General features: G+C 46.7%; 15 protein-coding genes. 14 read left to right on the forward strand and 1 reads right to left on the reverse strand.

Annotation, left to right across the window (positions count from 1 at the left end; genetic code table 11):
* Window positions 1-125: 125 nt before the first annotated feature.
* From pyrR to holA, 13 genes are all read left to right on the forward strand, one after another.
* Window positions 126-701: a bifunctional pyr operon transcriptional regulator/uracil phosphoribosyltransferase PyrR gene (gene pyrR / locus HMPREF1492_RS06395; RefSeq protein ID WP_035437172.1), complete on the forward strand. Its 576-nt coding sequence runs from the start codon at window positions 126-128 to the stop codon at window positions 699-701.
* Window positions 701-1,636 carry an aspartate carbamoyltransferase catalytic subunit gene (locus HMPREF1492_RS06400; RefSeq protein ID WP_035427676.1) on the forward strand — a complete coding sequence of 312 codons (936 nt, stop codon included), beginning with the start codon at window positions 701-703 and terminating at the stop codon, window positions 1,634-1,636. Before pyrR ends, HMPREF1492_RS06400 begins: the two co-directional genes overlap by 1 nt.
* Window positions 1,620-2,927 (forward strand): dihydroorotase, encoded by a 1,308-nt coding sequence (locus HMPREF1492_RS06405; RefSeq protein WP_035437174.1) that lies wholly within the window; start codon window positions 1,620-1,622, stop codon window positions 2,925-2,927. The genes HMPREF1492_RS06400 and HMPREF1492_RS06405 overlap by 17 nt, the downstream gene beginning before the upstream one ends.
* The gene (locus HMPREF1492_RS06410) at window positions 2,927-3,721 is read left to right on the forward strand and encodes a dihydroorotate dehydrogenase electron transfer subunit (protein ID WP_035427674.1); all 795 of its coding nucleotides are present in this window, start codon (window positions 2,927-2,929) and stop codon (window positions 3,719-3,721) included. The genes HMPREF1492_RS06405 and HMPREF1492_RS06410 overlap by 1 nt, the downstream gene beginning before the upstream one ends.
* A complete protein-coding gene (locus tag HMPREF1492_RS06415) occupies window positions 3,715-4,641 on the forward strand; it encodes a dihydroorotate dehydrogenase (protein ID WP_035437177.1) in 927 nt (308 codons plus the stop codon). The genes HMPREF1492_RS06410 and HMPREF1492_RS06415 overlap by 7 nt, the downstream gene beginning before the upstream one ends.
* Window positions 4,635-5,366, forward strand: coding sequence for an orotidine-5'-phosphate decarboxylase (pyrF, locus tag HMPREF1492_RS06420; RefSeq protein WP_035437179.1), 732 nt, complete (start codon window positions 4,635-4,637; stop codon window positions 5,364-5,366). Before HMPREF1492_RS06415 ends, pyrF begins: the two co-directional genes overlap by 7 nt.
* 163 nt (window positions 5,367-5,529) lie before the next feature.
* A complete protein-coding gene (gene mihF / locus HMPREF1492_RS06425) occupies window positions 5,530-5,838 on the forward strand; it encodes an integration host factor, actinobacterial type (protein WP_012808895.1) in 309 nt (102 codons plus the stop codon).
* Entirely contained in the window at window positions 5,838-6,416 is a 579-nt protein-coding gene (gene gmk, locus HMPREF1492_RS06430) for a guanylate kinase (protein ID WP_035427669.1), read from the forward strand. The genes mihF and gmk overlap by 1 nt, the downstream gene beginning before the upstream one ends.
* Complete coding sequence (locus HMPREF1492_RS06435) at window positions 6,416-6,700, forward strand: DNA-directed RNA polymerase subunit omega (protein ID WP_012808893.1); 285 nt, start codon at window positions 6,416-6,418, stop codon at window positions 6,698-6,700. The genes gmk and HMPREF1492_RS06435 overlap by 1 nt, the downstream gene beginning before the upstream one ends.
* A 5-nt stretch (window positions 6,701-6,705) precedes the next feature.
* Entirely contained in the window at window positions 6,706-7,950 is a 1,245-nt protein-coding gene (gene thiI, locus HMPREF1492_RS06440; RefSeq protein WP_035437182.1) for a tRNA uracil 4-sulfurtransferase ThiI, read from the forward strand.
* Between the two features lie 264 nt (window positions 7,951-8,214).
* Entirely contained in the window at window positions 8,215-8,967 is a 753-nt protein-coding gene (locus tag HMPREF1492_RS07325) for a ComEA family DNA-binding protein (RefSeq protein WP_051479441.1), read from the forward strand.
* Window positions 8,968-9,103: 136 nt separating this feature from the next.
* Window positions 9,104-11,347, forward strand: a complete 2,244-nt coding sequence (locus tag HMPREF1492_RS06450) for a ComEC/Rec2 family competence protein (RefSeq protein WP_035437186.1) — start codon at window positions 9,104-9,106, stop codon at window positions 11,345-11,347.
* Window positions 11,331-12,302, forward strand: a complete 972-nt coding sequence (gene holA, locus HMPREF1492_RS06455; RefSeq protein WP_035437188.1) for a DNA polymerase III subunit delta — start codon at window positions 11,331-11,333, stop codon at window positions 12,300-12,302. The genes HMPREF1492_RS06450 and holA overlap by 17 nt, the downstream gene beginning before the upstream one ends.
* Window positions 12,303-12,374: 72 nt before the next feature.
* Here holA and rpsT read toward each other — a convergent pair whose 3' ends face one another.
* On the reverse strand, window positions 12,375-12,638 hold the full coding sequence (gene rpsT, locus HMPREF1492_RS06460; protein WP_035437191.1) for a 30S ribosomal protein S20: 264 nt from the start codon (window positions 12,636-12,638) through the stop codon (window positions 12,375-12,377).
* Window positions 12,639-12,746: 108 nt separating this feature from the next.
* Here rpsT and lepA point away from each other — a divergent pair, with 108 nt between their 5' ends.
* Complete coding sequence (gene lepA / locus HMPREF1492_RS06465) at window positions 12,747-14,558, forward strand: translation elongation factor 4 (RefSeq protein ID WP_035437194.1); 1,812 nt, start codon at window positions 12,747-12,749, stop codon at window positions 14,556-14,558.
* Window position 14,559: the final 1 nt, after the last annotated feature.

Here is a 14,559-nt window from a genome sequence, read left to right on the forward strand (position 1 = left end):
TGTACGAGTACAATATGTGTGTCTTTAAATGTGGTACGAGATACCCGTAAGGCTCATAGTCATAGTTTTGCCTTTTGGATACCTTGTGCCTGGTCAGGTGAGGTATCTTTTTTATTGGAGGCGCTATGGCTCAAGAAGGTTCGCACTCTCTCATTGTGGACGATCAGTCCCTTGACCGCATGCTTACACGAATTGCTCACGAAATTGTCGAGAATAACGATTCAATTGAAAACGTTGCTTTGGTGGGCATTATTCGCCGTGGAGAGGTTTTGGCTTCTCGTCTTGCGGAAAAGATTTTGAGTTTTACCGGATTTAAGCCAAAAGTTGGCTCACTTGATATCAGTTTTTATCGCGATGATTTTAGAAGAAACACCGCACCGGTTCTCCACGCAACTAATATCGATTTTGATATTACGGGTACAAGCGTTGTGCTGGTAGACGATGTTCTTCAGACCGGAAGAACTATCAGAGCAGCACTTGATGCCCTCATTGACTATGGCCGTCCTGAGCGCGTTCAGCTAGCAGTTGTTGTTGATCGTGGTCATCGCGAGCTTCCCATTAGACCTGACTATGTGGGAAAGAATGTTCCTTCATCAAAGAGCCAGGTAGTCAGCTTAAATGTTAAAGAAATTGATGGTCAGGACTGCGTCTTGCTGTACGAAGCTGACTATTCTGACCCCTTTATTGAGGGAGGAAACTAATGCTTTCAGTTAAACATTTGATTGATACAAACAGCCTGACGCGTGACGATATCCAGCAGATTCTTGATACAGCTCAGTCGTTTGAAGCTGTAAATAACAGAGACATTAAAAAGGTGCCGGCACTTCGTGGGCGCACCATTGTTAACCTGTTCTTAGAGCCTTCTACCAGGACTCGCTCTTCATTTGAGCTTGCCGAGAAACGCCTCTCGGCTGACGCTTTAAATATGGGAGGATCTACTTCATCTGTGGTTAAGGGAGAGTCTCTGGCAGATACCATTCAGACTATCGACGCTATGAACGTTGATATGTTTATCTGCCGTGCAAGACTTGCAGGTACACCGCAGAAGATTACTGAGCACACTGATGCCGTTGTCATCAACGCTGGTGACGGCAAGCATCAGCACCCCACTCAGGCCATGCTTGACCTCTATACCATTCGCAAGAACTTTGGGCATCTTGATGGCCTTAAAGTTGCCATTGTTGGCGACCTTTCTCACAGTCGCGTTGTTGGTTCTTTGGTGCCAGCACTCAAGACTATGGGTGCAGAGGTTGTTCTCGTTGGACCTCCAACATTCCACGTAGACGATCCAAGCTGGTTTGGCTGCTATCAGACCTCACATTTTGATGAGGTCATTGGTGATGTTGACGTCGTGTACATGCTCCGCGTGCAGCTGGAGCGTATGGAAGGAGCTCCTATTCCTTCTCGCCGTGAGTACAACAGGCTTTGGGGCCTTGACGAGCGCCGCAGCAAGCTGATGAAGCCTGAAGCAATTATCTGCCACCCAGGTCCTATGAACCGTGGCATGGAAATTAACAGCGAGGTGGCCGATTGCGCTCGCTCTCGTATTCTTGACCAGGTCAATGCAGGCGTTTTGACGCGCATGGCCGCAATGTATTTGCTTCTGGGAGGAGACTCTGATGGCATTTCTGCTTAAGGGCGCGCGTGTTGTAGACCCGCAGCTTAATCTTGACGCGGTAATGGACGTCCGTATTGAGGGAGAAACCATTGCTGAAGTTGCAGCTACGGTTAAGCCTCAAGAGGGCGATACTGTTATTGACGCAAAAGGCAAGGTGTTGACCCCTGGCCTTGTTGATATGCATGTTCACTTCAGAGATCCAGGCTTTGAGTACAAGGAGACCATTGAGACGGGCTCTAGAGCTGCAGTTCATGGTGGCTTTACTGACGTTGCTACCATGCCAAACACCAACCCTGTTACTGATAACGGTCCTGCTGTTCGCTTCCAGATTGATCGTGGCAATGAGGTTGGTCTCATTCACGTTCGTCCTATGGGTGCTCTAACCAAGGGTTCTAAGGGACAGGAGCTTGCTGAGATTGGCAACATGGTTGATGAGGGAGCATCCGCATTCTCTGACGACGGCCACGGCGTTCAAAGCGCTGGTATGATGCGCACCGTTATGGAGTATGTCTCCCAGTTTGACCGCGTTGTTGCTGCTCACTGTGAGATTGAGTCCATCAGTGCTGGTGGCGTTGTTAACGAGGGTCGTGCAAGTACGCGCCTTGGCATGTTTGGCTGGCCAGCACTTGGCGAGGAGCTGGAGATTTCCAGAGACATTGATCTTTGCCGCCTTACCGGCTGTCCTCTGCACATTTGCCACATTTCAACGGGCAGGGGAGCAGAGCTGGTACGTGCAGCTAAGAAGGAAGGCTTGCCGGTTACCGCTGAGGTTTGCCCTCACCATCTCTTCTTGTCTGAGGATGACATCACCGATACGTATAACACCAATCTTAAGATGAATCCACCACTCAGAACTGCTGAGGATGCGCTTGCTCTTCAGGCTGCAGTCGCAGACGGTACAGTTGACTGTATTGTTACCGACCATGCACCTCATGCAGCTCACGAGAAGGACTGTGAGTGGGAAATCTCTTACTTTGGCTGCATTGGCCTTGAGACCTCGCTGCCTTTGATGGTCACTAATATGGTGCGCACCAATAAGCTTTCTTACACTGGTCTTGTTCGCGCAATGGCCGTTAATCCTCGTCGTATTCTGCGTCTTGAGCCTGTTAAGATTGCTGCAGGTTACAAGGCTGACCTGACCCTTTTTGACCCAGAAAAGAAGGTTCAGATTACGACAGAGTATTTTGAGAGCAAGTCCAAGAACTCCGCCTTCATTGGCGCTGAGCTCTATGGTGTTGCAACAGATGTGTTTGTTGATGGTAAGCGAGTTCTTGCCAATGAAGTAATTGTTCCTGGAGGGGAAAAGTAATGCCACTACGTGGAAATGTACAGGTATTTGACTTTACGGTTCTGAGTAATACCCAGGTTGCCCAGAATCTGTATAGAGCCCAGCTCAAGGTGCCAGGTCTCTGTAAGTCTCTAGCGCCTGGTCAGTTTGTAAACGTTAATGTTCCAGGCGATAAGCGCCATATTCTTCGCATTCCGCTGTCCTTCTCGCTAGCTGATAAAGCAACCGATACGCTCGAGCTTATCTACGCAACGGTAGGCGAGGGTACACGCAGGCTTTCTCAGATGAAGCCTGGTGACGCCAGTGACATGACTGCTCCTTGTGGTCGTCCCTGGCGCCTCAACGCTTCCAGTAAAAGAAGCGTCCTGGTAGCGGGAGGTGTGGGTATCACACCAATTATCGCGGCAGCTCGTAAGCTTACCGAGCTAGGTGTTGAGTTTGACGCGGTCATTGGCGCACAAACTGCCGAGAAACTCTTTGGAGAAGAAGATCTTCTCGCCTTGGGCGCACAGAACGTGTACGTCACAACTGATGACGGTTCTAAGGGTACTAAGGGCTTTGTAACAGCAGCTTTGGAGGAACCTCTAAGTCAAGGTGTTTGGGACGCTGTGTATACCTGCGGTCCTGAGCCTATGATGAGAAGCGTGGCCAAGCTTGCAATTGCCAACAACGTTGCCTGCCAGGTTTCTATGGAGCGTATGATGAGCTGCGCCTTTGGCGCATGCAACACCTGCAATGTCCCACTTGCTAAGGGCGGCTATGCGTCTGCTTGCATGGTTGGACCTGTCTTTGAGGCAAAGGAGATCGCATGGTAGATCAGGTAAAAATGGCCGTCAATCTTGGCGGTATCCAGATGAAAAATCCTATCAATACCGCTGCGGGTACCTTTGGTTACGGTTGGCAGTTTGAGGGTTTCTACGACGTTTCTCTGCTTGGCGCCATCACTATGAAGGGTGTTGCTCGCGTTCCTTGGGAAGGAAACCCAGCTCCTCGTATGTGCGAGCTCAACGGCGGCATGATGAACAGCGTTGGCCTTGCCAATCCTGGAGTGGACGATTTTATCGCCCATACTGATGACTACATGAAAGATCTTGAAGGCCGTGGTACGCGCGTCATCATGCAGATGGCGGCACACTCCGTTCAGGAGATGATTGACGTTGTCGAGCGCCTTGAAGAGCTTAATCCACACATCTCAGCTATTGAGCTTAACGTGAGTTGTCCAAATCTCGAGAAGGGCGGTAAGCCCCTCGGTGGTACTCCAGACCAGGCTACAGAGATCATGAAGGCAGTTCGTCCTCTGACAAAGCTGCCCATTCTGGTTAAGATGGCCCCCGTCAACGTTGCCGAGATTGGTAAAGCTTTTGAGGCCGCAGGCGCTGACGGTCTAACGCTCATCAACTCCATCCCTGGTATGTCAATTAACGTCCACACCAGAAAGAGCAGGCTCTCTAAGCCAACAGGTGGCCTGAGTGGTCCTCTCTGCCATAACGCTGCAGTTCGCATGGTTTGGGAGTGTGCAAGTGCGGTCTCCATTCCTATCTGCGGCGTTGGCGGCGTAGAAACGGGCGAGGATGCTGCAGAGTTTATCCTTGCGGGCGCTACGGCTGTCTCGGTGGGTTCTGCAAACCTTTACGACCCATTGTGTGCTCCACGTATTCTAAATGAGCTTACTGACTGGGCAAAGTCTCAGGGAGTATCTGACATCCACGAGCTGATTGGAGCTGTTGAATGCTAACAGACGAGCAGGCACGCGACGCCGTTATTGTTGCGCTTGATTGCACAAGAGAAAGAGCTCTGGAGCTCACCGATCTTCTCGCCGGCCACGCACGTTGGGTCAAAGTTGGCATGACGCTCTTTTATCGCTACGGACCCTCGATGGTAGACGAGATGCATGCTCGCGGCTTCAAGGTGTTCTTGGACCTCAAGGTGCATGACATTCCATTCCAGGTTAAGGGCGCTGTCCACTCTGCATCGCTTTCTGGCGCAGACATTCTTTCTATTCACGGCCTGGGAACCGCTCAGATGATTTCTGCTGGTCGTGAGGGTTCAGAAGAGGCTGCCGTAGAGCGTGGCGTTGATGAGTCCGGCCGTACCAAGCTAGTGGCTATTTCTGTCCTCACCAGTATGGACGAGGATGCGCTCCATTCTATTGGTGTTGATGGTTCCATTAAGGACGAGGTTGCTCGTTTGGCTTCTCTTTCTTACAGCGCTGGTGCTGACGGAATTGTCTGCTCGCCTCAGGAAGCACAGGAAATGAGAGAGCTTTTAGGACCAAATGCACTCATTGTGACCCCAGGAGTACGTCCAGAGGGTGCCGAGAAGGGCGATCAAGTCAGAATCTCCACACCTTCTGCAGCAATTAAGGCCGGAGCAAGCAAATTGGTAGTTGGTAGGCCAATTACCTGCGCAAACGATCCAGTTGAAGCATTTGAAGCCATCATTTCTGAGCTTAAAAATTAGCAAAAGTTTTTGGAATTATGGTGAACAGGTGGTTTTTGATGCGTAAATATTAAAAAACCCCTTGTAAATAACGTGTTATGTGGCAAACTATTTTGCTGAAGTGCAAAAGGCACATTAAATTGAGTTTCGTATATGACGTACGAAAACGATGTTTGGAGGAACAATGGCTCTACCTACACTTACCGATGAGCAGCGCAAGGCAGCACTTGAGAAGGCAGCTCAGGCTCGTCACGCTCGCGCAGAGCTTCGCGAGAAGGTTAAGACTGGTAAGGTCTCCCTTAAAGAGGTCCTTGATTCTACCGATCCTATTGCTGAGCGTATGAAGGTTTCCGCTCTTATCGAGTCCCTTCCTGGCTATGGCAAGGCAAAGGCAGCAAAGATTATGGACGAGCTCGGAATTTCCGCAACTCGCCGCGTTAAGGGCCTTGGCGCTCGTCAGCGTGAGCAGCTCCTCGAGGCACTGACCAAGTAGTGGCTCGTTCAGCCAAACTTTTTGTAGTATCTGGACCGTCAGGTGTAGGAAAAGGAACGCTTGTCTCTCTGTTGAGGGACAAGCGCCCAAACCTAGGCCTGACGGTTTCGGCTACTACGCGCTCTCCACGACCAGGAGAAGTCGATGGAGTTGCGTATTATTTTCTCTCCGATGAAGAATTTAAAAAGCGCGTTGATGCTGGTGAATTCCTTGAGTGGGCTCATGTTCATGGCCATTGCTATGGCACGCTCAAATCCGAGGTTGATCGCCTGATTTCTGCAGGTCAGTCTGTTGTTCTAGAGATTGACGTTCAGGGTGGACTTATGGTCCACAAACAATATCCCAACGCCATTCTCGTCTTTATTAAGCCACCTTCATTTGAAGAGCTTGAACAGCGTCTTAGAGGTCGCGGTACAGAAGACGAGAAGACCATTTCTACGAGACTTTCTAATGCCTCGCGTGAAATGGAGCATGCAAACGACTATACTGTTTGCATTGTGAACGACAACCTTGAGACTGCTCTGAGCAAGCTTGAGGAAGTTTTTGATGACTATGAATCAGACGGAGGTCAGCTTTAATGTCTGTTATTAAGCCTGAGATTGACAGCCTGCTTCAGAAGACTGAGCAGAATCCATTCTTGCTTTGCTCACTTGCTTCTAAGCGTGCTTGCGATATTAACAATATGCTTCACGGTCAGCACCTGCGTGTAACCGCTGTTCAGGATTTTGATGACATTACTACTGTTGCAAGTGGTAAAGATTCTGTCTCTATTGCTATGAAAGAGATTAACGACGGTACCCTTGGCTTTGTTAAAGATTCTTTTGACGAGGCAATTAAGGGCGAGAACACCATCGTTTACTAAGAGTTATGACTGAAAGAGTATGTCTGGTTCACTACCACGAAATTGGTTTAAAGGGTAAGAACCGATCCACTTTTGAAAATCAGTTGGTAACAAATTTGCGACGAGCCCTCCGACACTTTCTAGTGGCGGGGGTTTCTCGCATTTCTGGCTACCTTCTTGTAGAAACCACTGACAAACAAGCAACTGAAGAGCTGCAACATGCTGTGGCCCAGGTTCCTGGCGTTGCACGTGCTTCTTTGGCGTATCGTTGTGGCTTAGATGAGCAGGAGTTTTGTCACGCCGCCGTGAAGGCGCTGGGGGAGTCCGGTGACTTTACTACGTTTAAAGTGCATGCTCGTCGTTCCTCAACGGTCTATCCAAAGCATTCCATTGAGATTAACCAGCTTGTAGGCGCAGTCCTTTGCGAGAATTTCCCTGATAAAAAAGTTCAGATGCATAATCCGGATATGACGGTTTATGTACACGTTGTTCAGGGTAACGCATACGTTTACGCTGCATCTATTCACGGCGTTGGTGGTCTTCCTGTTGGTACTGCGGGCAAAGTAGTATCGCTTCTTTCAAGCGGTATTGATTCTCCTGTTGCCACATGGATGGTTGGTCGTAGGGGAGCTACGGTAATTCCAGTTCACTTCTCTGGTCGTCCTATGACTTCCGATACCAGCGAATATCTGTGTCAGGATATCATTGAGGCTCTTGAACCTGCTGGTCTTATTGGCAGAATGTATGTTGTGCCCTTTGGCGAGCACCAGCGTGAGATTTCCCTTGCTGTTCCACAGGCTCTTCGTGTCATTATGTATCGTCGCGTAATGTACATCATTGCACAGAAGATTGCAGAGCTTGAGGGTGCTAAAGCCCTGGTAACTGGTGAGTCACTTGGTCAAGTTGCTTCTCAGACGCTTGATAACATTGCTGCTGTCAACGAGGCGGTCACCATACCTGTTTTGAGGCCTCTGATTGGCTCTGATAAGCAAGAAATCATCCGTCGCGCCCAAGATATCAACACGTTTGATATCTCAACGCAGACGGCTCCAGATTGCTGCACATTGTTTATGCCTCGCCGTCCTGAGACTCATGCAAGAATGCGAGAAGTTCTTGAAGCATGGAATTCCTTTGATCATGAAGCAATGATCGATGACCTTATGCAGCATATTGAGTACATTGACTTTAGTCAGTGTCCTTCATATAAGCCACCTAAAAAGCTTGCTGCTCGTCATAAAGAACTTGCTCCTGCAGAGTTTATTGCTGACTAGGATATTTTCACTGCTCAAAACTTTTGATCGCTTTGCTCAGATGCATTTTTAGAATCCGCCCCGTAAAAGGGCGGATTTTTTATGCGAGTGGTTTGATAGTCTTATTTAGAGCAATTCTGTTCTTGTTAGTTTGTGCAATATATCTGGCAATTGTTGATAACTGTGTCAGATTACCAGCAGTTTTAGGACAAAGCTATTAGATGAATCTTTAAAAGTAGTGCTTCTCATTAACCTAATAGTTGAATATAAATCTGAGGTGATTGTATGGCTCAGATTTCAAATAACCGCACTCAAGTAATTAATAAATTGATGAGAAGATTTAATCTATCTCAGCAACAACTCATAGCGGTTGCCGCTGTGGTTGTCCTAGCTGTTGTGTCAGGAGTTGTATTAATTGGAATAATTTCTGCTGGAACATCAGAGTCTTTTGACAGATCGCATAATCAGGCAAACTCTACACAGAGCGCGATTGTTGCGGAAAATCCACAGCACTCCCAAGAGGATAAGTCTACAGAGCAGCCAGGAGATGACCATAAGATTAAAGAAGCATCTCCTCAAATGATGGTTCATGTTGATGGAGCCGTTAAATCACCCGGTCTGTATGCACTTCAGATGGTAAATCCACGTGTAAACGATGCAATTCAAATAGCAGGTGGCTTGACTGAAGATGCCAACAGTCAAAGCATTAATCTAGCGTCTCCTGTTGAAGATGGTCAAAAAATTTATATTCCTCGAAAGGGAGAAGAAGCGCCGCCAGAGTTTTCGCAGCCAGATCAGAATAAAGCTACAAGTAATAAACAGACGGATAAGAAGAGTGACAAAAAGACAGTTGTAGATATTAATCGAGCAACCGTAGAAGAATTTACCAAGCTTCATGGTGTTGGAGAAGGCTTGGCTAAACGAATTGTTGCAGATAGACAAAAGAACGGACCCTTTAAGACCACTGAAGATTTGATGCGCGTTTCTGGTATTGGTCAGAAAAAGTTTGATCAGCTCAAGGACAATATTCGTGTCTAAGGTGATAGAACAACCCTCTAGGCCTTTTATTCCGTATAGCCTTTGTATCTTGCTATTTGTTTGCGTATGGCTGCATGTTTTTATCGCAAGAAACGCAACGCTTGATACTATTTTGCTTCAGATTTTAGGAAGTTGCATGGCGGCGGCATTAGGACTTTGGTATGTAAAGCATGCGCATACTAGCCTTATGACTGTTGGGGTAGTTTTACTCTTACTTGTAATTATTCTTATCAGGTCTTCCTTTATATACGACAGTCAAATGGCGTCAGTGAATCTTTTAGAGTCAACTTCCGTACATGATTTTGAACTAGTTGTATCAAGAGATTTAGTTTACAAAAATCATGCATGGACTGGTCAGGCGTCTGTCTTTTACCAAGGTGGCTGTATCGGGTCTGTTGGCATACATGCCAAAGAACCATTCTTACGAGAAACACATCTGTGCTGCGAAGGGAGGTTTACACAATATAAAGATAAGGAGTTTTCAGAAGAACAATTTAAGAGAGGAGTACTTGGTTCAATTCAGATAACCAAGGTAAATTCCACATCTTATGATGAGGGGATTGTTGGAGAAGTTGCTCAATTTAGAGAAAGCTGCATTTCTCAACTTCAGCCAGAGGTGAGCTTTGGTCGAGCATTAGCAGCATGTGGCCTTTGTGCCTATAGGCCTAGCTTGTATAGCTTTAACATTCCTAGGATATTTATGCGTTGTGGTCTTATGCACCTTATAGCAATTTCTAGTTGTCACATGGTAATTCTCTCTACCTTTATTGATGCATTACTTAAAAAGTTGACGTTAAAACCACTTTTGAGAGGAGTATTAAATTTATTTCTACTCAGTAGTTACGCACTTTTCTGCGGATTACCTGCGTCTGCAATAAGGGCAATATTTCTTGTTGAACAAAAATACGTTATGCAATGTGTTGGCAGGAAAAAACACACATTATCTGCTGTTTCTACTCTGGCTCTACTCATGCTCTGTGTTGATCCACAGCTGAGCGTAAACATTGCTTTTACCTTGTCACTAGCTTGTATTTTTGGAATGAATATATACGGCAGCCTTGCTCAGTACTATGCAAAAATTGCCTTTCACGTATCTGGCTATGGAAAAGTGCAGAAGGTTTTGAGAAAACCGTTTTCTCATGTACGTAACACTATGTGTGCGACAACAGTTGCTCAGCTCTCATGCCTTCCAATTTCATGTGTGTATTTTGGTCACTTTTCGTTACTTGCACCTCTCTCAAGTGCCTTAATTACAAGCTTGTTTTCTCTTCTGAGCTTATTTGGAATTGGGGTAATAGTTTTTAGTGGCTTTAAGCCAGTTCAAGATATTGCTCTTTTTCTCGTAGATTCTCTTGGTCAGCTTATAGAGATTCTCGCTTCTTTTTTATCTGAAAGATCTTTTGCAAGCGTGTCGTTAACTGACATGAGCTGGATAGTTTCATTGCTTGTGTTTGCAGCAATGGTGGCTCTTTACGTGTTTTGGCCAAAAGGGAAAAGAGTAGTTTTATCTGGCATTTGTTTGATGGTGTTTATGCTTATTTTGGGTTTAAGTATCTACTGGAAGTTTTTCTCGCCAACAAGAATTTGTGTGATGGATATTGGCCAAGGAGATGCCATATTGCTCAGTGACGGCGCGCATTCTCTGCTCGTAGACACGAGTGTGGGAGATGTGGTTAATGACGCTCTAGAGCGACAACACATCTCATATCTTGATGCTATTTTGCTCACACACCTTGATGAGGATCATGCTGGTGGCGTGAGGTATATGGTTGGTTCGGTGAAAGCAGGTCGGGTATTAGTTGGAGAAGGAATAGCAAAACAAGAAAAACCTGAGCTTCAGAGAGCTATTCAGAGGATTTCCGGCAGCAGCTCCTATGAAGTTTTATATGGTGATGAATTTGATGTCGGCCGCTTTCATATCCGCGTTGTGTGGCCACATAGGGGATACAAAGCTAAAGAAGCTAATAATGCGTCGGTTGAGCTCTATGTGACGTATAACGATGGGCAAAATACCTTAACTACGCTTTTAACGGGAGACGCTGAAAGAGATCAGACAAAAGAGACGGTGGATTCAGGCGATGTAGGCGATATAGATTTCTTAAAAGTTGGACATCATGGTGCAGCAAAGTCGCTTTATCCAGAAACTGCTCGTGTGCTAAAACCCGAGGTAGCAATTGCAAGTGCTGGAAAAAATAATCGTTATGGTCATCCTAAACAGGAAGCGGTGGATATCTTAGAGGGTGTTGGCGCAAGGTTTTATTGCACAAAAGATTATGGAGACGTCACCGTATTTCCCGGAGAACATGGACCTAGGGTAAGTGTGCAACATGCTAAAGTAGATACAGATTTAGAGGAGGAAAAAGATGGCGGAGCAGGCTAAGCTACTAGCTGCATATTTGGCTGTTGGCCCTGACGAGATGAAGCGCGCGAGGGCTATTGACAAACTTAAAAGCCGTCTTAACCAGAGTTTTATTACGTTTAACCTTGATGAGATTTCTGTAAGCGCTGAGCTGACTCCAGAATCTGTTCTGTCATCCGCTCAAACACTTCCTATGGGTGATTCTAGACGAATTGTTGTCATTGATGATGCAGGTAAATTGCCTAAGTCTGTGTCCGAGGCTCTTGTTGAGTATCTAAAGAACCCCAATCCAACTACCACGCTGATGCTTTCTGCAAAGACGCTTGCAAAAACAACAAGGCTCTACAAAGCAGTTGATGCTTTAGGTAAGCTCGCAGTTATTAATTGTGGTGCAATGACCAGAAGTGAATTGCCTAAATATATAGGAGATCTTGGAAGAAAGTATGGGCTACAAATTCCAGCAAATGTGGCCAACGAGCTTGTAAGTCGTGTTGGCGATAATACCACCATGCTCGATTCTCAGATTAAATCTCTAGCAGCTCTGTTGGGTCGTCCTGGTGCAATTGACGTTCAATTTGTAGAAACTCATGTTGCACGAGTGGTTGAGGTCAAGCCGTGGGATTTTCTCGACAGTTTATCAGCGAGAAATGCTCAAAAGGCTTTGGAGCTTTACAGTCAGATGGATGAATCGGGAGCTATTGGAAATCTGTCACTTATGACTGGACGCGTAAGAGAGCTTATTTGCGCCAGGTCTATGGTTAAGCGTGGTACAGAACGGGAAATTGCTCCAGTTTTGGGCAAGCAGGACTGGCAAGTAAGAAATTATGCACGATGGGCGCGTCAATTTGCAGATGGCGAGCTTGAACATATTCTGGGCCTCTGTGCAGATGCAGAACGTGGTCTTAAGAGTGGAGAAGATAAAACAACCACAATGACCAAGCTTATCTTTGCTCTGTGCGGCGTCGCAAATGTGTAGATTCAAAGAATTCAGGTAAGAAAAAACGGACTCCAAGGAGTCCGTTTTAAAAAGTTTAAAAGTAGATAAGAACTACTTAAGGGTGTTAACAAGCTTCTGAACGCCGCTCTTACGCTGAGCAGCCTGATTCTTGTGTACGATGCCCTTAGAAGCAGCCTTGTCAAGAAGGCGGGATGCCTTGTTAGCTGCAATCTGTGCGTCCTCAAGCTGGCCTGCCTCAACAGCAGTGCGAACTGCCTTAATAGCAGTCTTAAGCTCGGAACGGACAGCCTTGTTGCGCTGGCGTGCCTTCTCAGCGGTGAGAATACGCTTCTTCTGAGACTTGATGTTAGCCACGTGCGGTTCCTTTCGGTGTTTACTATGTGAGGCCTCTTCGCTGAGACACGTTTGAGGCAGCTGTTGAAGTATAGCACGAAGGGGGTAGTTTACGCTATTATTTTCCTTATGAATACACAGGATACTTCACATATTCGCAACTTCTCTATTGTTGCGCACATTGATCACGGTAAATCTACCATCAGTGACCGCATTTTGGAGCTTACTCATACCGTTGAAGAACGCGATATGGAGTCACAGCTCTTGGACACTATGGACATTGAACGTGAGCGTGGAATTACCATCAAATCAAACGCCGTCCGCGTCATGTATGACGCAGATGATGGAGAACGCTATCAGTTCAATCTGATTGACACTCCAGGCCACGTCGACTTTACCTATGAGGTTTCAAGGTCTTTGGCTGCCTGCGAAGGAGCGGTGCTGGTTGTTGATGCAACGCAAGGCGTGGAGGCTCAAACAGTCTCAAACGCCATGCTGGCCATGAACGCTAACCTGGATATTGTTCCTGCAATCAATAAGATTGACCTTCCATCTGCTCGACCTGAAGAGGTACGTGTAGAAATTGAAGATGTCCTTGCTATCCCGGCTGATGATGCGGTATGTGTCTCCGGTAAAACAGGTGAGGGTATTCACGAGCTTCTTGAGGCTTTGGTGTATTTGGTTTCTCCTCCAAAGGGAGACCCTACAGCTCCACTTAAGGCGCTTATTCTGGACTCGTATTTTGACCAGTTCAGAGGCGTCGTTGCAACGGTGCGTGTTTTTGATGGTTCAATCAAGGCTGGCGACCAGCTTCTTATGATGCAGGGATCTGTGCCTTTTCTTGTTGAAGAAGTTGGCGCTAAGAGACCTCTTGAGATGGCTGTTGACCAGCTTTCTGTTGGTGAAGTTGGCTATGTGGTCACTGGCCTCAAAGACCCTGAAGCTGTTCGCGTTGGAGATACGCTTACCTACAAGCAAAATCCTTGTTCAGAACCACTACCAGGTTACCGCGAGGCAAAACCAATGGTATTTACCGGTCTTTTCCCGGTTGATAACAAACAGTACGAGAATCTCCGTGATGCACTTGATAAGTTGCACGTTAATGATCCATCTCTTACGTGGTCTCCAGAGACGTCTGTTGCTTTGGGATTTGGCTTCAGAGTAGGCTTTTTGGGTCTTCTCCACATGGAGGTTGTCAAAGAACGTCTTGAGCGTGAGTTTGACCTGGACTTGATTGCTACCAGTCCCTCTGTTGACTATCACGTCTATAAGACCGATGGAACTATGATTGAGATTACCAGTCCTCAAGATCTTCCAGAGGTTACCAAGATTGACCGCATTGATGAGCCATACCTAAAGGCAAAGATTATTGTGCCTCCTGAGTTTGTTGGTACGGTTATGCAGCTTGTTGTTGATCATCGTGGCGTATCTGAAGACATGGTGTATCTGTCTGATAAGTCCGTCGAGATGATCTTTAGCATTCCTTTGGCCGAGCTTATTCTGGACTTCTTTGACCAGCTTAAGAGTAGAACCAAAGGTTATGCCTCACTTGACTATGAGTTTGATTCGTATCGCACTTCTGACCTGGTTAAGCTTGATATCTTGCTTGCTGGAGACGTTGTTGATGCGCTTTCGTTTATTGTTCACAAAGACAAAGCATATGATCTTGCTCGTGGTCTTTGCGACAGACTAAAAGGCATCATTCCTCAGCAGCTCTTTGAGGTTCCTATTCAGGGTGCTATTGGCAATAAAATCATTTCTCGTTCTACCGTTCGCGCACGTAGAAAGGACGTCTTGGCTAAATGCTACGGCGGCGACATTTCCAGAAAGCGCAAGCTGCTTGAAAAGCAAAAAGAGGGCAAGAAGCGCATGAAGCAGATTGGCTCAGTCGAAGTACCTCAAGAGGCGTTCTTGGCTGTTCTCAAGGTTGATGACGAGTAGA

It is taken from the genome of Atopobium sp. BS2, from assembly GCF_000565075.1.
Taxonomy (GTDB): domain Bacteria; phylum Actinomycetota; class Coriobacteriia; order Coriobacteriales; family Atopobiaceae; genus Lancefieldella.

Coding starts and splice junctions, on each gene's coding strand:
- pyrR (WP_035437172.1), top strand. CDS start 126: ATGGCTCAAGAAGGTTCGCACTCTCTCATTGTGGACGATCAGTCCCTT.
- HMPREF1492_RS06400 (WP_035427676.1), top strand. CDS start 701: ATGCTTTCAGTTAAACATTTGATTGATACAAACAGCCTGACGCGTGAC.
- HMPREF1492_RS06405 (WP_035437174.1), top strand. CDS start 1,620: ATGGCATTTCTGCTTAAGGGCGCGCGTGTTGTAGACCCGCAGCTTAAT.
- HMPREF1492_RS06410 (WP_035427674.1), top strand. CDS start 2,927: ATGCCACTACGTGGAAATGTACAGGTATTTGACTTTACGGTTCTGAGT.
- HMPREF1492_RS06415 (WP_035437177.1), top strand. CDS start 3,715: ATGGTAGATCAGGTAAAAATGGCCGTCAATCTTGGCGGTATCCAGATG.
- pyrF (WP_035437179.1), top strand. CDS start 4,635: ATGCTAACAGACGAGCAGGCACGCGACGCCGTTATTGTTGCGCTTGAT.
- mihF (WP_012808895.1), top strand. CDS start 5,530: ATGGCTCTACCTACACTTACCGATGAGCAGCGCAAGGCAGCACTTGAG.
- HMPREF1492_RS06435 (WP_012808893.1), top strand. CDS start 6,416: ATGTCTGTTATTAAGCCTGAGATTGACAGCCTGCTTCAGAAGACTGAG.
- thiI (WP_035437182.1), top strand. CDS start 6,706: ATGACTGAAAGAGTATGTCTGGTTCACTACCACGAAATTGGTTTAAAG.
- HMPREF1492_RS07325 (WP_051479441.1), top strand. CDS start 8,215: ATGGCTCAGATTTCAAATAACCGCACTCAAGTAATTAATAAATTGATG.
- HMPREF1492_RS06450 (WP_035437186.1), top strand. CDS start 9,104: ATGGCGGCGGCATTAGGACTTTGGTATGTAAAGCATGCGCATACTAGC.
- holA (WP_035437188.1), top strand. CDS start 11,331: ATGGCGGAGCAGGCTAAGCTACTAGCTGCATATTTGGCTGTTGGCCCT.
- lepA (WP_035437194.1), top strand. CDS start 12,747: ATGAATACACAGGATACTTCACATATTCGCAACTTCTCTATTGTTGCG.